Source organism: Halomonas jincaotanensis (assembly GCF_018448785.1).
Lineage (GTDB): Bacteria > Pseudomonadota > Gammaproteobacteria > Pseudomonadales > Halomonadaceae > Halomonas > Halomonas jincaotanensis.
In genome coordinates this window covers 13778-37166 of sequence record NZ_JAHCLU010000003.1, presented here as the reverse complement: position 1 = coordinate 37166, position 23389 = coordinate 13778, and the positions used below count along the sequence as shown (strand labels likewise).

Genomic DNA, 23389 nt, shown 5'->3' with positions numbered 1-23389 from the left:
AGATTACGCACCACACTGAGTCTCGGCGTGCTCGGCGCCGCCATGATCGTCGGCACGGTCAACGCCGAGGTCCGCGACATCCGCATCGCCGTCGACGTGCCCTACGAGCCGATGGAATACCGCACCCCCGAAGGGGAACTGACCGGTTTCGATATCGATCTAGGCAACGCCCTATGTGCCGAGATCGGCATCCAGTGCGAATGGGTCGTGCAGGGCTGGGATGGCATCATTCCCGGGCTGATGGCGCGCAAGTACGACGCCATCATGTCCTCCATGACCATCAACGAGCAGCGTCGCGAGCAGGTGCTGTTTTCCGACCCCTACATCACGCCGCCCTCCGCGTGGTTCGCCCCCGCCGACGTCGAGATCGGCACGCCCTCCGAGGAGACGCTGGAAGGCATGACCATCGGCGTGCAGCGCGGCACCCTGCAGGACAACTACGTGACCGACATGTACGGCGACGTGGCGGACGTCAATCGTTACGCCACTGCCGACGACATGGTGCTGGACATGGACTCCGGCCGACTCGACGCCGTCTTCCTCGACTTCCCCATCGGCAAATCCACGCTGATCGACAGCGAGGCCGGCGACTACAAGGTCGTGGGCGAGATGATCACCGAACCGAAGGAATACTTCGGCGAGGGCTTCGGTATCGCCTTCCGTCAGCGTGACCAGGAACTCGCCGATGCCTTCAACGAGGCGCTGGCCACCCTGCAGGAAGACGGCACCTACGACGAGATCCACAGCCGCTACTTCGACGAATGAGACGCGCGTCGCTTGAATGAACCGACAGCCTTGCCCCGTGAGGCGCGATAACGACCGACCCGACCGGGGCCTTCAGGGCCCCGGTCGCGTTCATGGCCGAGCCAGGTGGGCGTTTCGTCGCGTCACGGCCCGGCGCATGAATTCCAGTATCCAGCGCACCATCAGGGCGTCGTCGACCGGCGCCGACAGCGATGCCTCGCCCTGGCGCACCCGATGCTCCCCGACCAGGTCCGCGCGCAGCGCCATGAGATCGCTCGAATAGGCCTTGGTAAACTCGGGATGGCCCTGAACGCCGAGGAAATGCTCGCCGAGCTGCATCAGGTAACTGGGGCAGAACTCACTGCCGGCCAGCACCTGCGCCTGCGGTGGCAACCGCTCCACCTGGTCCTGATGGCTGACCAACAGGTCGAGCCCCGGCTGCCAGGGCATCATCCAGTCGGCGCGCTCGGTGACGCGATTGAACGACAGCCCCACGCCCCAGCCCCGGTCGCTCTTGACCACTTCTCCGCCCAGCGCTCGAGCCATCAGCTGATGCCCGAAGCAGATGCCCACCAGCGGCTTGCCCGCCTCCCACAGCACGCGCACGAAGGCCTCCAGCTCGGCGATCCAGGGCAGGTCATCGTTGACCCCGAACTTCGAGCCGGTGGTCAGCCAGGCGTCCACCGCCTCGACATCGTCGGGAATCTCGCCGTTCAGGCAGCGCCAGACCCGAAACGCGAGCGTGGGGTCGACACGATGGAAGAGCGCCGCAAACATCCCGGGATAGTTGCCGTGGGCCTCGCGCAGTTCCGGCGCCACATCGTCGCACTGCAGAAGGCCGATACGCATGGTCAGATCCGCCCTTTCACTGCCGCCACGAAGATGTCGCGGTACTGGTGGTCATTGAAGGCAGTGGGGTTGGTCCCCGATGAAGGATCGGCCACCGCCATGTGGCCGATCCTGTCGGCCTGGACGGTGTCGATGCCAAGCTCGGCCAGCGTATGCGGTATGCCCAGCCGCTCGCGCAGCGCCAGCACCCAGTCGATCACGGTGGCCGTGCCGGGCTGGCGCAGGTCGAGATAGCGACCCAGACGCACCATGGGTTCGCCGATGGCGCGCTCGTTGGCCCGTAGTACATAGGGCATCAGGATGGCATTGAGGGTGCCATGGTGGGCATCGAATAGCGCGCCCAACGGGTGCGCCAGCGCATGCATCGCCCCCAGGCCACGCTGGAAGGCGGTGGCGCCCATGCTAGAGGCCACCAGCATATTCATGCGGGCTTCAAGATCCTGGCCGTCCGCGAAGGCGCGGGGCAGAAAGTCGCGGACGCGGCGAATGCCCTCCACGGCGATGCCCTCGGCCATGGGATGGTAGCGCGGCGAGCACCAGGCCTCCAGGCAGTGGGAGAGCGCGTCCATGCCGGTGGCCGCGGTGATCGTCGGCGGCAGGCCAACCGTGAGTTCGGGATCGAGTATCACCCGGCGCGGCAGCATGCCGGGGTGGAAGATGATCCGCTTGACGCGGGCGGCCTCGTCGGTGATCACCGAGGCGCGTCCCACCTCGGAGCCGGTCCCGGCGGTTGTCGGCACCGCCACACAGGGCACGAGTGCCTCGGCATCGGCCTGTCGCCAGTTGTCGCCCACGTCCTCGAGCGCCCACAGCGACAGCCCCTCGCGCTGTCCGGCCATCAGCGCCACCGCCTTGGCGGCATCCAGCCCCGAGCCACCGCCGAAGGCGATCACGCCGTCATGGCCGCCGCGATTGAATGCCGCCACGCCATCCAGCACGTTCTTGCCGGTGGGATTGCCCTTGATATTGCTGAACACGGCAATGGCGAGCCCTTCGCTGCTTGCCTGCTCGACGATGTCGCTCACCATCGGCAGGCCCGCAAGCCCGGGGTCGGTGACCAGCAGCGGCGCGGTCATGCCCAGCTCACGGCACAGCCCGGGAAGCTCGCGGATACGCCCGGGGCCGGTGAAAATGGGGGCCGGATAGTTCCAGCCCATGCGATAGCGGTCGGGATCGAAGCTCATGGGGCCTCCGTCGTCAGGCATGCTTGAGATGGAAGGACTTGGGCCGCGTCAGGGTCTCGTAGCCGAGCCGCGACAGCGAACAACCACGCCCCGACTGCTTGACGCCGGTCCAGGCCAGTTCGGGGTCGAGATAATCGCAGCGATTGGTGAAGACCGTCCCAGCCTCGAGCCGGCGCGCAATGGACTCGCCCGCCACCCTGTCGCGCGTGAACACCGCCGCCGTCAGTCCGAAGGCGCTGTCGTTCATCAGCGCCACGGCCTCGTCGTCGTCGGCCACCGGCATGATGCCGACCACCGGGCCGAAGCTCTCCTCGGTCATCACGCGCATCGAGTGATCGACCCCCGTCAGCAGTTGGGGCGCGAGATAGGCGCTGCCCGGCGTGGAGAGCGGATAGTCGCCGGGATCGATCCAGGCCTTGGCGCCGGCCGCCACCGCGTCTTCTATCTGGCCGCGCACGAAGTCCGCCGCTGCCGGCTTGACGAGGGGCCCGAGGGTGGTCGCGGGATCGGTGGGGTTGCCGAGCCTGAGCTGCTTCACCCAGGCCGCCGCGCGGGCGACGAAGGCGTCGAAGATATCCTGTTGAACGTAGATCCGCTCGATCCCGCAGCAGCTCTGGCCGGAATTGAAGAAGGCTCCGTCCATCACGCCGGCCACGGCCTCGTCGAGATCGACATCGGCACGAATATAGGCGGGGTCCTTGCCGCCGAGTTCCAACCCGGTGGTAATGAAGCGACCGGCGGCATTACGCTCGACCCGCTCGCCGCCAGCCACCGAACCGGTGAAGGAGACGTGGTGGATTCGCGGGTCACGGATCAAGGCCTCGGTATCGTCATGAGAGAGATGCAGGTACTGGAAGACGCCCTCGGGCAGACCCGACTCGTCGAAGGCTTCCTGCAGGCGCTCGGCGCACAGCGGTGTCTGCGCCGAGTGTTTCAGAATCACCGTATTGCCGGCCATGATCGACGGGACCAGCGTATTCACCGCGGTCATGAAGGGGAAGTTCCAGGGCGCGACGATCAGCGACACGCCCAGCGGCTCGCGGGTGATGTAGCGGGTGAAACCGGGCTTGTCGGCCAGGCGTATCGGGGAAAGCGCCTTCTCGGCCAGGGCGACCATGGTGCGCGCGCGCCCCTCGAAGCCACCGATCTCGCCAGCCGCCGCCGCGATGGGTCGCCCCATCTGCCAGGTCAGCTCCTCGGCCAGCACATCGCGGCGCGCCACGATCGCCTCGACCATGCGCAGGCAGACGCTTGCGCGCTCGGATATTGCTGTCTCGCGCCAGGCTTGCTGCGCCGTCACCGCCCGCGTCAGCGCCGCCTCGATGGCCGCCGCGTCGGCCTGCTCCCGCTCCACGTAGACCGACCCGTCGACCGGGGAAATCGTCTGCTGTATGGCCATGGTCGCTTCCTCAGATGATCTCGAAATACCGATCCAACTCCCAGTCGGTAATATGGCGCCGAAACTGGCGCTCCTCCCACTCGCGGGTCGCCGCGAAGTGCTCGACGAAGGCGTCCCCGAATAAATCCCGCGCCGGCGCCGAAGACTTGAGTCGCTGTGCGGCATCCCAGAGTGTGCGCGGTAGCGCCTGATGCGCGGGGTGTTCGATCGTGTAGGCATTGCCTTCGATCGGTGCGTCCGGCTCCAGCCGGTGTTCGATCCCGTAGAGCCCCGAGGCGATGGCCGCCGCCATGGCCAGGTAGGGATTGGCGTCGGCGCTGCCCAGACGATACTCGACGCGCTGCGACTTGGCGCTTCCCGGGATCACCCGCAAGGCCGTGGTGCGATTCTCGACGCCCCAGGTGGCATCGGTGGGCGCCCAGAAGCCCGGAATCAGACGGGTGTAGCTGTTGATGGTGGGCGCGAACATCGCCAGCAGCTCCGGCATCAGCTGTTGCTGGCCGGCCACGAAGTGGCGCTGCAGATCACTCATCCCGTGGGGCTTGTCGGCATCGAAGAAGGCCGACTCGCCGCTGTCGGTATGGTTCAGCGACAGGTGGATATGCCCGCTCTGGCCGGGATAGTCTGGCGACCACTTGGCCATGAAGGTGGCCATTAGGCCACGGCGTTGCGCCCATACCTTGGTGAAGGACTTGAACAGCAAGCCCTTGTCGGCAGCGGCCAGGGCCTCGTCCACGCCGATGGCCGCCTCGAGCACTCCGGGGCCGGTCTCGGTGTGCAGCCCCTCGATGGGGAAATCCATCGCCTCGGCGAGCGCCAGCAGGTCGTGATAGAGCTCTCCATGCACCGAGCTTCTGAGCATCGAATAGCCCATCATGTCCGGCGTCAGCGGCTTGAGGTTGCGAAATCCCTTTTCGCGGACCGATTCGGGCGTCTCCTGAAAGACGAAGAACTCATACTCCAGGGCGCCGCGGGCGGCGAACCCCAACCGACCGGCTCGCTCGAGCACGCGACGCAGCAAGCCGCGCGGGCAGATCGCCTCGGCGGGTCCGGTGAATTCGGCGAGAAACAGCAGCATGTCGCCCTCGGCCGGCACGTCACGACAGCTTTCCGGCAGGATGCGCAGCATGGCATCGGGGTAGCCGGTGTGCCATCCGGTGTAACTGACGTTGTCGTAGAGTTCGTCCTTGCTGTCCCAGCCCAGCACCACGTTGCAGAAGGCGAAGCCCTCCTCGAGTGCGTGTAAAAACTTGTCGCGATGCATGTACTTGCCGAGCATCACGCCGTCGATATCGACCATCCCCACCTTGACGTGGCTAAGCCCGCGCTCCTCGACGATGCGTCGCGCGTCCTCGTGGCTCTGGACCTTTCTTGCCTGCAGTCGGCTCATGGCACCTCCCTATCCGGCTTATCCGGCCAGGTTCACGACACCGCCGCCATGGCGGCGGCAACTGGGGGCGGGCGGTCGTCGCCGCGCCGCCCCGTCAACCGGCTCAGGAGTAGCGATAGGGAGGCCCGGCGTCCTGCATGGTCTGGCGATAGTCCTTGAGGATCTGGACCACCCGGGCACTGCGCTCGCTTTCCTGGGCGATCTCGTCCCAGAACTTGAGTGCCTCGTCCTCGATGGTCTGCCACTCCTCCTCGGGGATCGAGGTGAGTTCCAGCTTGCCGCCGGTAGTGCGGTAGTGAGCCTCGCCCCACCAGTACCAGTGCTGGCGATAGTAGTGGGAATTGTCCATGCTCAATCGGAACAACGTCTTGAGATGCTCGGGCAGTTCCTCCCAGCGCTCGGTATTGGCGAAATACGAGCCGGCCCAGGCACCCGAGATATTGTTGGTCAGGTAGTAATTGCTGACATCGGCCCAGCCCACGGTATAGGCCTCGGTGATGCCGGCCCAAGCGATGCCGTCGAGCTCGCGGGTCTGCATGGCGACCTCGATATCCTCCCAGGGCAGGGTCACCGGCACTACCCCAAAGCGACTGAGGAAACGCCCCGCTGTCGGGAAGGTGAAGACCCGCTTGCCCTCCAGGTCCTTGATGCTGCGGATCGGGTCACGGGTAACGAAGTTGCAGGGATCCCAGGAGCCCGAGCCCAGCCAGGTCACGCCCTCGACCTCGCCGTAGGCCTCCTCCCAGATCTCCTTGAGCCCGTAGTGATGGAAGAGCGTTGGCACGTCGAGGCTGTAGCGCGAAGCGAAGGGAAAATAGCCACCGAACACCGAGACGTCCACCGGCGCGTTGATGGAATCGTCATCGCTCTGTACGGCGTCGATGGTGCCACGCTGCATGGCACGAAACAGCTCGCCGGTCGGCACCAGCTGGTCGGCGTAGTAGAGCTCGATCTCCATCTCGCCGTTGGCCGCCTTGTTGAAGGCATCAATGGAGGGCTTGATGACATGCTCGGCCAGCGCCGGGCCGGCGTAGGTCTGCAGGCGCCAGCGGATGGGGCTCGACTGGGCATGAACGTAGGGCGCACCGACGCTGGCGGCCCCGACCGTGGCGGCGGTGGCCACCCCGGCCTTCTTGAGAAAATCGCGACGATTGCGGTTGGTCATGATCTCGACTCCTGCGGTTGTGGTTGTTGTGCAGCCAGGCAGGTCGTCTCTCGTCCTGCCACCTCCGTGAAGACGCTAGGCGTCCCGATGGATTCGTATGCGTGTCGTGGTCAATACCCTCGGTAGAGCTCCGGCAGCCAGAGCGCGAGTTGCGGGAAGGCGGTGATCAGCGCCAGCCCCACCAGCATGATGCCCACGAACGGCCAGACGCTGCGGTAGATATCGCCCAGCGAGATCTCCGGCGGCGCCATGGCGCGCATCAGGAAGAGGTTGTAGCCGAAGGGTGGCGTCATGTAGGCGATCTGCACGGTAATGGTGTAGAGCACTCCGTACCAGATCGGGTCGAACCCCAGGCTGATCACCAGCGGCACGTAGAGCGGCGCCACGATGACCAGCATGGCGGTATCATCGAGAAACATGCCCAGCAGGATATAGGAGAGCTGCATCATCACGAGTATCTGCCAGGGCGTCATGCCGATACGATCTAGGAAGACGTCCTCGATGGCCCGCACCGCGCCCAGGCCATCGAAGACCGCGCCGAAACACAGCGCGGCGAGAATGATCCACATGAACATGCAGCTGATGCCCAGCGTCTGGCGCAGCGTGCTCTCGATCACCGTCAGGTTCAGCCGGCCCTTGGCCAGCGCCGCCAGGGTCGCCGACAGCGCCCCCACCGCCGAACTCTCCACCAGGCTGGTCACGCCCATCAGGAAAAGCCCGGTCATGAAGAAGAAGATCAACAGCGGCAGCAGGCCGGCGCGCAGCAGCTTGAGCTTCTCGGCCATCGACATGTTGCGCTCCTCGGGCGGCAGCGTCGGCCCCAGGTGCGGCTGGAAATGGCAGCGGATGACGATATAGAGCACGAACAGCCCGGCCAGGATCAGCCCGGGAATGGCCCCCGCCAGCCACAGCTGGCTGACCGGCTGGCGGGCGATCATGCCGTAGAGCACCAGCACCACGCTGGGCGGCACCAGGATGCCCAGCGAACTACCGGCCTGGATCACCCCGGTGACCATGATCTTGTCGTAACCGCGGCGCAGCAGCTCCGGCAGGGCGATGGTGGCGCCGATCGCCATGCCGGCCACGCTCAGGCCGTTCATCGCCGACACCACCACCATCAGGCCGATGGTGCCCACTGCCAGGCCCCCCTTCAGCGAGCCCATCCAGACATGGAACATCTCGTAGAGCTCGCCGGCGATGCCCGACTCCGAGAGCATGTAACCCATGTAGATGAACAGCGGCAGGGTCAGCAGCGGGTACCAGTTCATCAGCTGGATGGCCGCGGTGAAAGGCATCTCCACGCCGCCCGTGCCCCACAGCAGCAGAGACGACGCGGCCCCGACGAAGCCGATGACCCCGAACACCCGCTGGCCGGTAAGCAGCAACAGCATCATGGTCGAGAACATCAGCAGGGCAATCGTCTGGTAGGTCATTCGATGACCACCCCGCGGATCCGGGCGATGTCCTTGAAGAAGGTCGAGAGACACTGCAGCAGCATCAACAAGATGCCGGTGGTCATGATGATCTTGATCGGCGCCAGCGGCGGGCCCCAGGTGGAGTAGCTAGTCTCGTCGTAGCGCAGCGCGTAGCCGGTACTGGAGATCCCACCGAACAACAGCGCGCCCAGAAACACGAACAGCAGCAGCATGGTCAACACGTCGATCAGCGCCCGGGTGCGGTCGGACCAGCGCGTATAGAAGAGATCCATACGCACGTGGGAATCCATCTGCAGGGAATAGGCGCCGCCCAGCAGGTAATAGGCCGCCATGAGGAACTGGGAGACTTCGATACCCCAGACCAGCGGGCTATTGAACAGGCTGCGCGAGATCGAGCCGTAAAGCAGCACGCCCATCATCACGAAGATCAACAGCATGACCAGGCGCCCCACCTTGCGGTTGAAGGCGTCCACCCAGCGCACGTAGCAGACGATGACTCTCGGCATGGTGTTGTGCTTGTCCGTTGGCCGACGTTATTCAAGCTATCTGAAGTCTTGGCGGTCCATCGGCAAGACCGCAAGAAGCATCGGTAAAGGTGACGCTTTAACTATCGATAAAATTGATAGTGCCCGCCGACGAGGCAGGCATCGGGCGGCTTGCGCCGTGGGAGGGCAGAACTTGCCGGTGTCAGCCGCCAAGACGCAGGGTATCGGCCAACCAGGGCAGTTCGCGGGTGATCTCGGCGAAGAAGCGTCGCTCCAGCAGGCGACGACTGTCGGCGGCCAGTCTTGCCGGCAGGCCGCCGAGCTCATCGCGGCGCGCGACCAGGGTCAGCTGACGGGCCAACGGTTCGGTGGGCAACGGCGAAATCTTGACACGCAGCCCGGGCAAGCCGGCCTGGTAGAGGCACAGCGGCGTGGTGATGGTCCAGCCTACTCCGGCGCTGACCAGCCGCAACAGTGCGAATGTATTGTCCAGGTGCAGGCGCGCCGGCAGTTCCAACTGGCTGAGCCGCAGGTGCCGTTCGATCGCCTGGCCGATCAGCGACTGCGGGGTATAGCGCACAAAATCGAGCTGTCGGGCCAGCCAGCGCAGGTTATCCAGCGGTCCGGCGAAGCCCTCCGGCACCACCAGCACGAAAGGCTCGCCCAGCACGGCATGGCGTTCCAGGCCATCGTAGTTCTCCAGGCGATCATCGGAAATGATGATATCCACGTGCCGGGTGAGCAGCGCATGGCCATGCATGTGCGAGAGACCGGTGGTCAGGGTGTAGTCGCGGGTGTGACGGCGAATGACCTCGATCAGCGGCTGGCCGACGGCGGTGGCCAGCGAGTCGACCAGCGCCATGCGCACCTGATGCAAGTGGCCGCCCTCTCCCGAGAGCAGCTCGCGGCGTGTGGCCCGGGCCTCATCGAGCATCCGCCTGGCCCGGTCGTGGAACAGGCGTCCGGCGCTGGTGGGCTCCAGCGGTCGGCTATGGCGCTTGAAGAGAGCGACACCCAACGCATGCTCGAGATTCGCCAGGCTCTGCGATACCGACGACTGCTTGAGCCCGAGCCGCCGGGCGGCAGCGCTCTGGCTGCCCTGCTCGAGGGTTTCGACGAAGATTTCCATGCTGCGCAGGTCGAATCCGAAACCATTTCGCATTGTGTCTTCCCGTCTGTTGTTATTCTCCTGCTGGGAACATGCCGTTCGCAGCCGAATGTGGCGATCCCTCGAGTTTATCTGCGTCGGCCAGGCGCGACAGGGAACTTAGTCTCACGTCCTCCGGTCGACCCCTTCCGTCAACATCTCAGTGAGGTTCCGATGACCGACGCGGCACCCGCCCGTGCCAGGGCCGACCGTGCACGCCCCTCCTCTGCCTGGACCGGCTGGGGGCAATGGCTTGCCCTGTTCACCATGACCACGGACCACCTCACTCGCTACCTGCTGCCGGCCAGTTGGGAGCTGGGCTGGGCCGGCGCTTCGATCGGCCGTATCGCCTTTCCGCTGTTCGCCGCCATGGTCGCCTGGCACGGGCTCTTCAATACTCGCAACCCGCTAGGCTACGCACGTCGAATCCTGGTCATCGGCCTGGTCGCGCAACTGCCCTATATGCTGATGCCGCGTGCCTCCGATGCGCTCATTCTCAACATCTGCTTCACCTTATCGCTGGGGCTGACGGGGGGGAGCTGGCTGCAAGCCCTGCCGGCGCGACTCACTGCCGGCTCACTTGGCCAGCTGCGCCTGGCGGCCGAGGCCATGGCGGCGCTGGGTCTCTGGTGGCTGGCCGGGCTCTGGGTCGAATACGGGCACTATGGGCTGCTGCTGATCCCGTTGTACATGCTGGCCATGCAGGGTCTGCATCAGGTGGGCGACGCATTGTCTGAGCGGCTGCAGGCTGCTGCGATGGCGCTTCCTGTGCTGGTCGTCGCCGGCTTGATGAACAGCTCCGACATGGCCAAGTCGTTCACCGTGGCAACCTGTCTGGTCATGCTGTTGCTGGCCGCCGGCGCCCACAAGGCCATGCCTGCCGTACCCACCGCGATGCCACGCCGCCTGTGGCTCGCCTGGTACCCTGCCCACTTCATGGGTATCGCGCTGTGGCTGTGGCTAGTCAGCCAGCTGGGCTGAAAGCACACACCCTCAGGGCAGCCTGACAGCGTCCCTCAGCAGAGTACACGCCTGACCAGCAATGGCCCGAGGATCTCGAAGACCACCGTCGAGGCCACCACCGCCGAGAGCAGCACAGGTCCGTGCTCGGGAAAGCGTTCGGCAGCGAGCAGCGCCATGCCCATCGCGACCCCGGCCTGGGGGGTCAAAGCCAGGCCGATATCCCCCGGCAGCTCGGCCTGACGCTCCCGGGCGAGGCAAACCCCGAGCATGCCGCCCAGGTAGCGCCCCGACAAGCGCAGCAGGATATAGGCCAGGGTCAGGCCGAGCGCTTCATCAAGGTGGTAGAGGTCGACGCTGGCGCCCGAGAGCACAAAGAAGAACACCAGGAAGGGCCACTCGATGTGCTCGATCTCGTTGAACGAGCGGGTATGGTGGGTGGAAAGGTTGGCCACTAAAGTCCCGGCGAGCATGGCAGCCAGCAGCGCCGATACCCCGAGCCAGGAGGAGATACCGGCCAGCAGCAGGATCAGCGCAATGGCCTCGACCTGGGTCGGCTCCCCCTGGCGCAGCCGACCGGTCAGCCAGGCGGCAGGCAACCCGATCGCGATTCCCAGCAGTATTGCTCCGCCCAGTTCCCAGGCCGCTTCGATCAGCGCCAGTTCACCCTCACCGGATAGCATCCATCCCAAGATGGCCATGGCAAGTCCAAAGACCAGGATGCCCCAGCCGTCATCGATGGCGACGATTCCCAGCAGAAGTCGAGCCCGCAATCGAGCATCACCACTGGCACGCACTGTCTCCTGCACGGCCGCAGGATCGGTCGCCACCGAAATGGCCGCCAGTGATACCGCCACCACTATCGGGAACCCCAATGCCAACAGACCGGCACCCACCGCCAAAGCACCCACAACGATCACCGAGATCGAGACAATAAGAATCAAGGGCCCGATGCTGCGCAGACGATCCCGGGTCAGTTCGCCACCCAGCAGGAAGGCGACCATCACCAGTGCCACCTGGATCAGGGGCTCGCTGAGCCCGCCCAGCGGAGCAGCGCCCTCCTCTCCCAGCAGAACCTGCTGGACCACCGCCACGCCGACACCCACAAGCACCAACAGCGAGATGCGCGGCAGGCGGGTTCGGCTGGACAAGACGTCGACCAGAATACTGATGGAGAGGATCAGCCCCAGGAACACCAGCGCACTGGCAGCGGGTGCCATGTGCAACGGGATGGGAAGGCCGGATTCGTTCATGGAACTCGCGTCGAAAGATGGCAGGCGAAGAGACGCCCAGCCTGAAATATCAGGTCATGGCGGTGACGGCTCAGCAAAACCAACACCCCGCTGCCAGCAGGGCTGCTATCCCGGCGATCAACACCGTGAGTCCTATCGATCAAGACTCAGGGCCAGCTGTAGACACCGCGGTTGATAGCGTCGCGGAAAGCCGAGTGGACCTTGTTGCCAGGCAGGGTCGCACCGCTGTAGCCGTCGATATCCTCCGCCAGGCGTTCGGGCTCGTAGAGGGCGAAGATAGAGGTCAACGGCTGGCCCTCGAGGCCATCGATCAGCTGCTGGTGTTGCACCATGACCGGGTAGAGGTCGTCGCCTTCACCGAGCAGGAAGTAGTCGACGCCGCGATAGGCAAGGTGGCGATAGCGGATGTTCGACAGCCGGCCGTCACGCAGGTCGAACTGAACGTTGACCTGCATCTCATCGCTGTCGCTAAACACCCCGCGGTAACGGCCATCCAGGGGCAGGCCCATCAGCGCCTGGTGCAGTCGTTGATCCTCGGCGGGCGAGAGGCGTGTCTCGGCGATATCGGCGTCATCGCCGGCCTTCTCGTCGGTTGAAGAGGTCTCGGCAGCGACAGGCTCAACGGTCTGGTCGACCAAACGCCCGATCAGATAGTCCTCCAGCATTCCCTCGGCACGCGGGCTGTGGGGCACCCCTGGGCGCTTATTGTCCCAGCCCTCGGTGGCCTCGCGGCCACACCACTCGAGGATCACCGACTCCTCGGTGGGATGGTTGGGCACATAGTCGGTAATGTCGTAGACCCGGCCATCGATCGCCTTCCAGCAACTCTCGGCGCTATCGTGCTCGGCCAGCTCGGCCAGGGTGATGGGGTCAAGGCCATCATCATCGATCTCGTCACGGTCACTGCTGGAGAGGGCACTGACCGAAACCAGGGTAATAAGGCTCGCCACGAAGGCGATGAAGAAGGAGTAGGCGATCTTGTGGATGTTCATAGGAAATCGAAGACCTCGCTGTGGATGCGTGACGCGGGAACCCCCTGCTCGGACAGCAGCCACTGCAGGTGGGCGTTCATGGCCGGCGGGCCGCAAAGGTAGATCTCCCGCTCGGTAAAGTCAGGGCAGTGCTCGCGCAGGAAGGCCTCGCTGAGGGGCCCATGGTCGCGATAGAAGTGAAGCGTGAAGGTGAAGACCTCATGGGCCTCGGCGATCCCCTCGAGTTCTTCGCGGTAGTAGGCGCGCTCGGAGTCGTGGGCGAGATAGAAGAGGTGGACATGACCCTCGGCCTCCGCTCCAGTAGCCAGGTCGCGGGCGCCGCCGACGAAGGGGGTGATGCCGATGCCACCGCCCAGCCAGAGCATGTCACGCTCGGGGAAGTGACGCTCGAAGAACTCTCCGTAGGGCCCTTCGACCAGCACCCGGGTCTCGGGCGTCACTGTCTGCAAGGCATGGCTGGCGTCACCCAGGTCCTTGATGCCGATACGCAACCGATCATCCGACGGTGCCGACGAGATGGTATAGGGATGCTCCTCGCCACGCCCGGCGGGAAGCGACTCGTCAAGTGGCGAGAGATAGACGAACTGGCCTGTTTCATAGTGGATGCCACCCCCCTCGGGTCGCAGCACCAGTTCCACCACGCCTCGCGCCAGGGGCTCTACCGTCTCAATGCGATAGGCATGCTGACGCCTCGGCGCCGCTCCCTTGCGCCAGGCAATGGCACTCAGCCCGGCGATACCCAGCAGCCACCAGGGCCAGGCCTCGCCTGCCAGCAACAGGGCGTGCCAGAGTCCCAGCAGCAGTGCCGCCGCCGAGACCAGGTGCAGGCGCTTCCAGCGTTGGTAGTGGGGCTTGCCGAAAAAGTCGAAGGTGGGTGCCAGGAACACCACCAGAGCTACCCAGGCCAACCAGCCAAGCCAGATGCTGCCATGGGAAACCGGCGGGAAGAGGGTCGCCACCGCGGCGTTCAGGGAAGTCGGCACCGACGCCAACCCCAGCGCCAGGGCGTGGAACATCACCAAGATGAAGGCCCAGAAGCCCAGCCAGTGGTGCAGCTTCCAGAGCCGCGTCAGCCCGCCGAAGGGGCGATCGAAACCAGGCACCCGGCAGCTCACTACTGCGGCCAGCAGCATCATAGCCAGCCCCAGGATGCCGGTCACTCGCCCCACCCAGGTCAGCCACAGCTCGGGCGGCCCCCGGGGCCAGCCCAGCCACGGCAACGCCACCGCCAGTGGCAACAAAAGTAGGACGATCAGGGCAATATCGCCCGACCTGATCAGTCGCCGCATTCCCCCTCCCCGCGCCGAATACTGCCTATCAGTGTCGTCGATCGTCATCAGCCTTCAAGGCCGAACACCCATTACTTCGCAATGATTGATCTGCATCAGCCAAGAGTAGAATGGGTCCGCTACTGCCGGGGTGCCTACTCGAAGCTGAAGCGCGGCTCGGGGGCGTCCGGCAGCAGGGCCGCACAGGTGCGAACCCGCTCGAGCAGCTCGGCATGGGTGGGGGCCAGCAGGTTGATGTGAGCCAGCTTTCGCCCGGGGCGTTCGCTCTTGTCGTAGCGATGAAGATGGGCATCCGGCAGCGCAAGGATATCGCTCGCCTCGCCCTCCCGGCCGATCACATTGACCATGCAGGTCGGCATGCGCGCGGCGGTATCGCCCAGCGGCAGCCCCTGGATGGCACGCAGGTGGTTCTCGAACTGGCTGGTCACGGCGCCATCGATGGACCAGTGGCCGGAGTTGTGTACCCGGGGAGCCATCTCATTGGCCAGCAGGGCCCCGACACGGGTCTGGAAGAGTTCCAGAGTCAGCACACCCACATAGTCGAGCGCGTCGAGCAGGGCGCGAATATAACCGTCGGCGACCTGCTGCACGCTCTCGTCGAGGTCCGGCATGGGGGCGACGGAGTAGCGCAGGATGCCATCCAGGTGCTGGTTCTCGGCCATGGGATAGAAGGCTACCTGGCCATCGCGCCCACGCACGGCGATGATCGACACCTCACGCACGAAGTCGACGAAGGCCTCGACGATCAGCCGCGGGTGCTTGATGGAACGCCAGGCGTCTGCTGCTTGCCCAGGGTCGCGGATCACTGCCTGGCCCTTGCCGTCATAGCCCTCGGTGACCGACTTGGCCACCACCGGGCAGCCCAAGTCGCGGGCCGCGGCCTCGAGTTGCTCGGCGCTCTCCACCAGCCGGTAGGCCGGTGTCGGGATGCCCAGGCGATCGAACAGGGCCTTCTCCTCGGCGCGGTTCTGGCAGACGCGGATGGCCTCGCTGGAGGGGTAGACCGGCCTGACCTCCTCGATGGCCTGGACCAGCGAGACCGGCAGATGCTCGAACTCGTAGGTGACGAGATCCACTTTCTCGAGGAAGGCCTCGAGGTGCTTCCTGTCGGTGTCGATCATCACGTCGCCGATGCCGGCGCTGGGGTGGCCGGTCGTATCAAGGAAGGTGAAGCGGTTGGCCAGGGGGTAGCCGGCCAGCGCCAGCATGCGGCCGAGCTGGCCGGCGCCGAGGACTCCAATGTTCATGGTTGATGCCTCACTCGTCTTTCTCGGTCAGGGATTGGGACGCGGGTCAGGCCGGGGATCAGGATGATCCAGCACCGTCTGGGTCTGCTCGGCGCGGAAGGCCTCCACCGCGTCACGCACGGTCGCGTCCTGCAAGCCAAGGATCTGCGCGGCCAGGAGGCCCGCGTTGGTGGCGCCGGCCTTGCCGATGGCAAGCGTCCCCACGGCGACACCGCCGGGCATCTGCACGATGGAGAGTAGCGAGTCCAGGCCCTTGAGTGCCTTGGACTCCACCGGTACGCCGAGCACCGGCAGCGTCGTCTGGGAGGCTACCATGCCAGGCAGATGGGCGGCCCCACCGGCGCCGGCAATGATCACCGAAAGGCCTCGACCGGCGGCGGACCTGGCATAGTCGAAGAGCAGGTCGGGCGTTCGATGGGCGGAGACCACGCGAGTCTCGAAGGCCACGCCCAATCGCTCGAGTATCGACACGGCATGTTCCATGACCGGCCAATCGGATTTCGACCCCATGATCACGCCAACCCGTGGCGCCTGGTGCGACGACTGCATGGACAACTCCCCCCGGTAATGATGTCGCGACACGCAACGACGGCCCGACAACACAAACATAGCCGCCGGAAAACCGCGCAGCATACCGCCTCCAGCGGGTCATGGAAAGTCTCGCTGCATGCCACCGTCGTTGACAGGCGACAACGCTTGCACCCTTGTTGCGCCCTGTCTGGACGACTATCCCTTAGTCTTGGGCAATGAAACGTCGCTCGTGAAACCTCACGAGCCTTATCCCGGGAAGGAGACACAACATGACGCGTTCCATGATCCTGATCGCTGCACTCGCCAGCACCCTGGCGCTGGCCGCCTGCGACAACGCTGACGAAGAGGCGATAGACACCACCGACCAGGCCACCGAGACCACGGACGACGAGCAGGCCACCATGGCCGGCGACGACGAGGCCGGGGCACCGGAGGAAGAGGCGATGGTCGACGACGAAGGGGCCGCGAACGAGGCGGACGAGGACCTCCAGGACTCCCAGGAAGCCATGCTGGAAGAAGAGGCCGAAGCGGGCACCGACACCGCCATCGAGGCCGAGACCGACAGCGCTATCGAGGCCAATGCAGAGGCCACGGAGACCGACGAGATGCCCGAGGAAGGCGACGCCATGGACGCGGAGGACGAGCCCATGGCAGACGACGCGGAAGCATCCGCGGAAACGACCGAAGACGACGTTGAAGACGAGCAGTAAGCGCCTAGACAACCTGACCTCGAAGCCCAGCAGGCCATGCCTGCTGGGCTTCCCTTGCTCAGAGGGCCGCACTCAGCTGACAGGCAGCGCCTGGCGCCGGCTGGCAAGCCAGTTGCCAGCCAGCGCCAACGCCATCACCACCGCGCCTGCGATCTCGATCATCAGGTTGGGGTAGAACACCGCCACGATTGCCGGCAGCAGGACCAGGCGTATCGGTACCGACATGCTAGTAAACAGATACCCCTCGAGCGAAGCGGCGAATGCCCCCAGCGCCAGGAAACCGGTCACCATGGTCCAGACCACCAGCGGCACCGGCCCGCCCACGATCATCTCAGGGTTGTAGACCATGAACAACGGGATCAGATAGAGCCCCTTGGCGAACTTCCAGGCCTGGAAGCCGGTTTCCATGGGCTTGCTGCCGGCAATCGCCGCCCCGGCGAAGGCAGCCAGGGCAATGGGCGGCGTGACGTTGGAATCCTGTGAGTACCAGAACACCACCAGGTGGGCAATCAGCAGCGGCACCCCGAACTCGGCCGTCAGGGCAGGGCCCACCAGCACGATCAGCACGATGTAACTCGCGGTCACCGGCAGGCCCATACCCAGCACCAGGCTGGCCAGCAGTACCATCACCAGCGCGAGCAAGAGGTTGCCGCCGGAGAACGCCATCATCATCGAGGAGAACTTCAGCCCCAGGCCGGTCAGCCCCACCACGCCGACGATGATGCCGGCCACAGCACAGGCCATCGAGACCGCCACGGCGTTCCGCGCGCCCAGCTCCAGTGCTTCCATCAGCTTGATCAGGCCGTTGCGCACGACCAGGCGCAACGAATCGGCGGTGACCGCCTGCCCCTCTCGAGGCGCCATGAAGAAGAACCATACCGCGAAGCGCAGCACCGCCACGGCGAGCATGGTGAGGATCGCGTAGAAGCCCACCCGCATCGGCGACAGGTTCATGACCAGCAACCACACCAACACCCCCAGCGGCAGCAGGAAGTGCCAGCCCGAGCGCATCACGTCGCGCATCTGCGGCAGCTCCGAGCGCGCCATGCCCTGCATGCCCTGCTTGAGCGCGATGATATGCACGAACAGATAGACGGTGGAGAAGTACATCATCGCGGGCACGATGCTGACCTTGACCACGTCGAGATAAGGCATGCGCGTGTATTCAGCAATCAGGAAGGCACCGGCGCCCATCAGGGGCGGCATGATCTGCCCGCCGGTGGAGGCCGCGGCCTCGATGCCGCCGGCTTGATGAGGCTTGTAGCCCAGGCGCTTCATCAAGGGAATGGTGAAGGCGCCGGTGGTCACCACGTTGGCGATGGCGCTGCCCGAGATCGACCCCATACCGGCAGAGGCGATGACCGCCGCCTTGGCCGGTCCCCCGCGCTGACGACCGGTGGCGGCATAGGCCAGCTCGATGAAGAACTTGCCGGCACCGGTGACTTCCAGGAAGGCGCCAAACAGCACAAAAATGAAGATATAGGTCGCCGCGACCCCCAGCGGCAGACCGAAGATTCCCTCCTGCCCCAGATACAACTGCCCCAGCAGGCGGTCGAGATTGTAGCCGCGATGCTCGAGGATTCCTGGCAGGAACTGACTCAGCCAGGGCAACTCACCGCGCGGGCCAGCCAGCGCATAGAGCAGCGCCACCACCCCGATAAGCGTCATTCCCAGCCCCACCGAGCGGCGGGCGGCCTCAAGCACGGTCAGGACGGCGATCCCGCCGACCACGATATCAGTCTGGCTCCAGAAGCCGGCGCGACTGATGATCTCGTCGAGAAAAAGCACCAGGTAGCCGCCGGTGATCAGCGCACCGGCGAAGAACACCAGATCGATCAGGCCGCTGACCGGGCCACGCGTCCGGTGGGGGCCGAGCAGCGGATACATCAGGAAGGCCAGCATCATGATCAACATCAAGTGGATGCTGCGCTGGTAGAAAAGGCCCAGCGGCTGGATACCGGCGGAATAGAGCTGGAACAGCGACAGCCCTACCGCCACCAGGGTGATCAGCCACAACACCGGGCGGGGATGCTTCGCCTGGCTGCCGGGGATCACGGGGGAGACTCCCGAATCGCTCATCTTGGTTCTCTCGCAGGGTTGTCGTTCAATCGGATGGGGGGGAAGGGACCGCCAGTCGAATGGTCACGCGACGATCGGCCACCAGGGCACTCAGGCTGACACGCAAGCTATCGGTGACCAGGCGGTGATCGACGCTCATCGACCCGACCCGCAGCCGATAGGCATTGCCCGGCACGGGCTCGTTGATATCCTCGATCCAGTAGCCGCCTTCCCCATCGGAGACCTGGCGGCCGCGCCCGGGGATGTGATCGAGCCCGGCTGCGAAGTCCGGCAGGTGGCTGCGCTGCAAGACCATCCGGCCGGCATAGTGACGATAGCAGTCTAGTACCGCGAAGCCCGCCACGGAATGGTTCCACCCAAGGCACCAGCCGGCGCCTTCCGGCATGGGGATCGCCAGCAGGCGCTCGTCCTGGTCGTCGAGCACTTCGAGAACGGCCGCGTCTTCGGCCGCGAGCAGGCCCGCATGAACGCTGCTCAGAAGTCCCGCACAAAGCAGCAGGGCGGGCAGCAAGGCCCGCCCTGTCATAAGGCGCAAAGGATTCATACGGCCTCAGGGACGCTGGTTGTCACTGACCTCGGCGCCGACTTCCTCGTAGTAGCGCAGTGCGCCCGGATGGAAGGGAATCGGCGTGGAGTTGACACTGAACTCAACGGTAGTGTCCTCAGCCGCCGGATGGATGGCAATCAGCTCATCGATTTCCTCGAACAGCACCTTGGTGACCTGGTAGGCGAGTTCCTCGTCCATGTCGTCATTGACGACCAGCACGTTGGGAATGCCAATGGTCTGCACGCCTTCTTCCATGCCTTCGTAGAGCCCGGCCCGCAGTTCGTAGGCGGCAAACACCGGCTCCTCCTCGCGGGCGTTAGCGATTTCCTCGTCGGAAAGGCCGATCACGCGGATATCGCGAGTGGTCGCCAGGTTGAGGATTGAACTGGTGGGCGGACCTACGCTCCAGATACCGGCGTCGATATCGCCATCACGGATGGCATCGGCGGTCTCGTTGAAATTCAGGCGGCGCGGATCGAAGTCGTCATAGCTGATGCCATTGGCCTCGAGCAGGGCGCGGGCGTTGAGCTCGGTACCGCTACCCGGCGCCCCCACGGAGATCGTCTTGCCCTCGAAATCAGCCAGCGACTCGATGTCGGAATCGGCCAGGGTCACGATCTGCACGGCGTTGGGGTAGATCGACGCCAGGGCCCGTATGCTCTCGAGCTGACGGTCCTCGAAGTCACCGGTGCCGTTGTAGGCCTGGTAGACGGTATCGGCCAGTGCCAGAGCAATATCAGAATCACCGCGCCAGATCAGGCCCATGTTCTCGACTGATGCCCCGGTCACCTCGGCAACGGCGTCGTAGCCTTCGATGTGATTGCCGATCATCTCGGCCAGACCGCCACCGTAGGGGTAATAGGTGCCGCCGGTCCCGCCGGTGGCAATAGAGACTTGCTGGGCGGCGGCCAACGGGGCCGTGACCAGCAGTGAGGCGGCGACAGCATATTTCAGAGTTCGCATGGCATTCCTCCGATCCTGGGAACCAGGTTTGTTGTGTGGTGTAGTGGCGCTCTCTCGCAAGCGAGTGATCGAGCGACTGCGCTTGACGCTATCACGGTCGCTGCGTGAGAGACTAATTGGGCAATTTCTACGTTTTGGATGATCTTCTTCAATCCGCCCATGGTCGACTCCTTCGACGCCCAGCTCGCATACCCGGCACAGACAGCCTATTCCTCGACCAGCGCCGTGACCTTCTCGACGATGTGCGCGCCGATGGGAATCGCGGACGTCGCCGCCGGCGACGGTGCGTTGCCCACGTTCACCGTGCGCGGCGTATTGACGAACAAAAAGTCGTCCACCAGCTTGCCGTCGCGCGACACCGCCTGCGCGCGCACCCCCGCCGGATAGGGCTCGAGGTCCTCGAGTTGCAGGCTAGGACAGTACTTGCGCACCAGTTCCAGGTAACTCTTGCGTGACAGTGAGTGTCGCATCTCGGCGAGCCCGGGCCGCAGGTTCTTGCCCAGCACCTTGAGAATACCCGGGTTGGTGAACATCCGGGACATGTCGAGCAACGAGATATCCCGCTTTCGATAGCCCTCACGCTTGAGCGCCAGCACCGCATTGGGACCCACGGTGACGGAGCCATCGATCATCCGCGTCAGATGCACGCCGAGAAACGGCATGGAAGGATCGGGAATCGGATAGATGAGGTGGTTGACGATACGGTTGTGCCGCTCGGGCAGCTGGTAATACTCGCCGCGAAACGGGCAGATCGTGAACCCGGGTTTCTGGCCGAGCATGCGCAACACTCGATCGGCCATCAGCCCCGAGCAAGTGACAAGATAGCGACTGCTGACTTCGCCCTGGGAGGTCGTCACCACCACTTCCTGGCGGCGCTCCTCCAGTGCGGTGACCGACCACTCGTAGCGGATCTCGCCCCCCATGCGCTCAAACTCGGCGGCCATGGCACGCGTGACCTCAGCGTAGTCGACGATGCCGCTGGACGGCACCAGGATACCGCCAATACCGACGATATTGGGCTCGCGTTCACGCAGTGCATCGGCCGACAGCCACTCTCGCTCCAGGCCGTTGGCCGCTGTGCGTTCCCACAACGCCTCCATGCGTTGCATTTCCTCGTCATCGGTTGCTACCAGCAGCTTGCCGCAGATGTCGTAGGGAATCGCGTGCGCATCGCAGAACTCACGGGTGGCCCGGTTGCCGGCCAGGCAAAAGCGTGCCTTGAGGCTACCCGGGGTGTAGTAGACACCGGCATGGATGACGCCGCTGTTGTGACCGGACTGATGCTGGGCAGGACCCGACTCCTTTTCCAACAGCAGCATACGATGATCGGGGTAGGTCTGCTTGAGCTGCATGGCGGTGGACATGCCAAGGATCCCGCCGCCGATGATGATGAAGTCGTACATGACATGTCCCGCAATCGGTGAAGACGGTCTCGGTGACATCAGCGTGGCCGTCTAGGAACTCTTCACAGCGTAGAATACGCCACTGGCAACATACGCGAAGACCAGCAGTTCAACGTCAGACTGACACAAGTCACCTTGTCGCAAAACATCATAAAATTGCTACTGGAAAACCCACGATAAAGTGACCATGATGTCGGTGTCGCAATCGTTCACTGGAGCCACATGAACACGGCACGCCACACCGCCCACGCGGAATACTTCGATCCTCCGCGAAGCAGCCCTGACCTCGACGTCAGGGATTTGGAAACACGCACACGCCTCATGCGTATTGTCACTCGGTTGATCGCCGTCTCGGATCTTGGCAGCAGAGAGATCGCTCGACGCGCCGGGCTGCCGATGCAGAAGATCAGCGACCTGCTCTCGGGTCGTCTCGAACATCTCACCGTCGACGAGCTACGCCTCGTATACCACAGCATTGAATCGCAGCTTTCGCCGCCATAGCGCGAGTCGATGCGTTGTCAGCTCAATGAGCTGTCACCCCCATGAACAGCAAGCGCCCTCCCGGTCCTCCGGCGGGGCGTTCTCGTATCGGTGACGCCAAGGCTCAGACGAGACGCGAAGGCAAGATAGTCAAAGGCGAGAAACTCAGAGACAAGAAAGATAGTGCACGCTGAAAAGCGCCTGCGGATCGGTCCACACCGCCGTTGGGGCATAGCCGGCGCGCTGTGCCAGCGCCTGGAACCCGTCGATGCTGTACTTGCACGAATTCTCGGTATGCAGCGTTTCGCCCGCCGAAAGCATAAAGTCCCGTCCACCAACGTGGATCGTCTGATCGCGCAGGCTCTCCAGGTGCATCTCGATACGCGACGCCGCCGCGTGGTAAAACGCCAGGTGCCGAAAACCCCTCGGGTCGAGCTCGGCGCCAAGCTCATCGCGCAGGCGCTGCAAGAGGTTGAGATTGAAGTCCGCCGTCACGCCAGCGGCGTCATTGTAGGCCGCCTCGAGGATGTCGTGATGCTTGACCAGGTCGACCCCGATCAAAAGCCCGCTGCCCGTAGGCAGCAGACGATGCAACCCGGCCAGGAAGGCCTCGGCCGCGGCCGGTTCGAAGTTGCCGATGCTCGACCCTGGGAAGAAGGCTACCGCGCGTCCTCCGCTCAGATCCCGGGGCAAGGACAAACGCCGGGAGAAATCCGCCCAGACGGCATGCACCTCAAGCCAGGGATAATCGGCGGCGAGACGCCGCGTGCTCTCCAGCAGGAACTCGCGCGAGATATCGACGCCCAGATAGCGCGCCGGCTGCATCGCCTCGAGCAGCAACCGGACCTTGCGACTCGCCCCGCTGCCAAGCTCCACCAGCAGGGACTCGGGGCCGGCAAGCTCGGCGATCTCGGCGGCGGCCGCAGCGAGAATCCGCTCCTCGGTGCGGGTAAGGTAATACTCCGGCTGCGTACAGATGCGCTCGAAGAGTGCCGAGCCACGCCGGTCATAGAAATATTTCGGTGACAACGCCCTGGGCCGGGCGCTCAGGCCTGCCATCACGTCATCGAGAAAGGATGGACTGGCGTCGTCAAGATGCTGATCGTAAAAGCGCACGGCCTGGGTCATGACGTATC

22 protein-coding genes are annotated in these 23389 nt (G+C 64.5%); 4 read left to right on the top strand and 18 right to left on the bottom strand.

Annotated elements, in window-relative coordinates:
• Window positions 1-42 precede the first annotated feature (42 nt).
• Window positions 43-765: a transporter substrate-binding domain-containing protein gene (locus tag KG088_RS03490; protein WP_406565585.1), complete on the top strand. Its 723-nt coding sequence runs from the start codon at window positions 43-45 to the stop codon at window positions 763-765.
• A gap of 90 nt (window positions 766-855) precedes the next feature.
• On the opposite strand, the gene KG088_RS03485 is transcribed toward KG088_RS03490, so the two are convergent.
• The 8 genes from KG088_RS03485 to KG088_RS03450 all read right to left on the bottom strand — a co-directional run bounded on the left by KG088_RS03485 (window position 856) and on the right by KG088_RS03450 (window position 9814).
• The gene (locus tag KG088_RS03485) at window positions 856-1593 is read right to left on the bottom strand and encodes a glutamine amidotransferase-related protein (protein ID WP_213824110.1); all 738 of its coding nucleotides are present in this window, start codon (window positions 1591-1593) and stop codon (window positions 856-858) included.
• A gap of 2 nt (window positions 1594-1595) precedes the next feature.
• On the bottom strand, window positions 1596-2777 hold the full coding sequence (locus KG088_RS03480; RefSeq protein WP_213824109.1) for an iron-containing alcohol dehydrogenase: 1182 nt from the start codon (window positions 2775-2777) through the stop codon (window positions 1596-1598).
• A gap of 13 nt (window positions 2778-2790) precedes the next feature.
• Complete coding sequence (locus tag KG088_RS03475; protein WP_213824108.1) at window positions 2791-4176, bottom strand: aldehyde dehydrogenase family protein; 1386 nt, start codon at window positions 4174-4176, stop codon at window positions 2791-2793.
• A gap of 10 nt (window positions 4177-4186) precedes the next feature.
• Window positions 4187-5566: a glutamine synthetase family protein gene (locus KG088_RS03470; protein WP_213824107.1), complete on the bottom strand. Its 1380-nt coding sequence runs from the start codon at window positions 5564-5566 to the stop codon at window positions 4187-4189.
• Between the two features lie 103 nt (window positions 5567-5669).
• Entirely contained in the window at window positions 5670-6731 is a 1062-nt protein-coding gene (locus KG088_RS03465) for a TRAP transporter substrate-binding protein (protein ID WP_213824106.1), read from the bottom strand.
• A gap of 110 nt (window positions 6732-6841) precedes the next feature.
• On the bottom strand, window positions 6842-8164 hold the full coding sequence (locus KG088_RS03460) for a TRAP transporter large permease (protein ID WP_213824105.1): 1323 nt from the start codon (window positions 8162-8164) through the stop codon (window positions 6842-6844).
• Complete coding sequence (locus tag KG088_RS03455) at window positions 8161-8673, bottom strand: TRAP transporter small permease subunit (protein WP_213824104.1); 513 nt, start codon at window positions 8671-8673, stop codon at window positions 8161-8163. Before KG088_RS03455 ends, KG088_RS03460 begins: the two co-directional genes overlap by 4 nt.
• 181 nt (window positions 8674-8854) lie before the next feature.
• Entirely contained in the window at window positions 8855-9814 is a 960-nt protein-coding gene (locus KG088_RS03450) for a LysR family transcriptional regulator (RefSeq protein ID WP_213824103.1), read from the bottom strand.
• A 159-nt stretch (window positions 9815-9973) separates the two neighbouring features.
• Here KG088_RS03450 and KG088_RS03445 point away from each other — a divergent pair, with 159 nt between their 5' ends.
• Window positions 9974-10780, top strand: coding sequence for a TraX family protein (locus KG088_RS03445; protein ID WP_213824102.1), 807 nt, complete (start codon window positions 9974-9976; stop codon window positions 10778-10780).
• 35 nt (window positions 10781-10815) lie between these two features.
• Here the strand turns inward: KG088_RS03445 and KG088_RS03440 are convergent, their stop codons facing one another.
• The 5 genes from KG088_RS03440 to purE form a co-directional block, all read right to left on the bottom strand.
• Complete coding sequence (locus KG088_RS03440) at window positions 10816-12012, bottom strand: cation:proton antiporter (RefSeq protein ID WP_213824101.1); 1197 nt, start codon at window positions 12010-12012, stop codon at window positions 10816-10818.
• Between the two features lie 146 nt (window positions 12013-12158).
• Window positions 12159-13004, bottom strand: a complete 846-nt coding sequence (locus KG088_RS03435; RefSeq protein ID WP_250148049.1) for a cytochrome b5 domain-containing protein — start codon at window positions 13002-13004, stop codon at window positions 12159-12161.
• Window positions 13001-14293 carry a ferredoxin reductase family protein gene (locus tag KG088_RS03430; protein WP_213824100.1) on the bottom strand — a complete coding sequence of 431 codons (1293 nt, stop codon included), beginning with the start codon at window positions 14291-14293 and terminating at the stop codon, window positions 13001-13003. The genes KG088_RS03435 and KG088_RS03430 overlap by 4 nt, the downstream gene beginning before the upstream one ends.
• 134 nt (window positions 14294-14427) lie before the next feature.
• Window positions 14428-15540 (bottom strand): 5-(carboxyamino)imidazole ribonucleotide synthase, encoded by a 1113-nt coding sequence (locus KG088_RS03425; protein WP_213824099.1) that lies wholly within the window; start codon window positions 15538-15540, stop codon window positions 14428-14430.
• Between the two features lie 27 nt (window positions 15541-15567).
• Entirely contained in the window at window positions 15568-16089 is a 522-nt protein-coding gene (gene purE / locus KG088_RS03420) for a 5-(carboxyamino)imidazole ribonucleotide mutase (RefSeq protein WP_213824098.1), read from the bottom strand.
• A gap of 251 nt (window positions 16090-16340) precedes the next feature.
• On the opposite strand from purE, the gene KG088_RS03415 reads away from it, so the two are divergent.
• A complete protein-coding gene (locus tag KG088_RS03415; protein WP_213824097.1) occupies window positions 16341-16781 on the top strand; it encodes a hypothetical protein in 441 nt (146 codons plus the stop codon).
• Between the two features lie 72 nt (window positions 16782-16853).
• Here KG088_RS03415 and KG088_RS03410 read toward each other — a convergent pair whose 3' ends face one another.
• The 4 genes from KG088_RS03410 to lhgO form a co-directional block, all read right to left on the bottom strand.
• The gene (locus tag KG088_RS03410; RefSeq protein ID WP_213824096.1) at window positions 16854-18860 is read right to left on the bottom strand and encodes a TRAP transporter permease; all 2007 of its coding nucleotides are present in this window, start codon (window positions 18858-18860) and stop codon (window positions 16854-16856) included.
• A gap of 25 nt (window positions 18861-18885) precedes the next feature.
• On the bottom strand, window positions 18886-19404 hold the full coding sequence (locus tag KG088_RS03405) for a DUF1850 domain-containing protein (RefSeq protein ID WP_250148048.1): 519 nt from the start codon (window positions 19402-19404) through the stop codon (window positions 18886-18888).
• A 6-nt stretch (window positions 19405-19410) separates the two neighbouring features.
• A complete protein-coding gene (locus KG088_RS03400; protein WP_213824095.1) occupies window positions 19411-20370 on the bottom strand; it encodes a TAXI family TRAP transporter solute-binding subunit in 960 nt (319 codons plus the stop codon).
• A gap of 206 nt (window positions 20371-20576) precedes the next feature.
• On the bottom strand, window positions 20577-21773 hold the full coding sequence (gene lhgO, locus KG088_RS03395; protein ID WP_213824094.1) for an L-2-hydroxyglutarate oxidase: 1197 nt from the start codon (window positions 21771-21773) through the stop codon (window positions 20577-20579).
• Between the two features lie 222 nt (window positions 21774-21995).
• Between lhgO and KG088_RS03390 the strand changes: the two genes are divergently transcribed.
• Entirely contained in the window at window positions 21996-22274 is a 279-nt protein-coding gene (locus KG088_RS03390; RefSeq protein ID WP_213824093.1) for an XRE family transcriptional regulator, read from the top strand.
• 144 nt (window positions 22275-22418) lie between these two features.
• Here the strand turns inward: KG088_RS03390 and egtD are convergent, their stop codons facing one another.
• Window positions 22419-23381, bottom strand: coding sequence for an L-histidine N(alpha)-methyltransferase (gene egtD, locus KG088_RS03385; RefSeq protein ID WP_213824092.1), 963 nt, complete (start codon window positions 23379-23381; stop codon window positions 22419-22421).
• Window positions 23382-23389 lie beyond the last annotated feature (8 nt).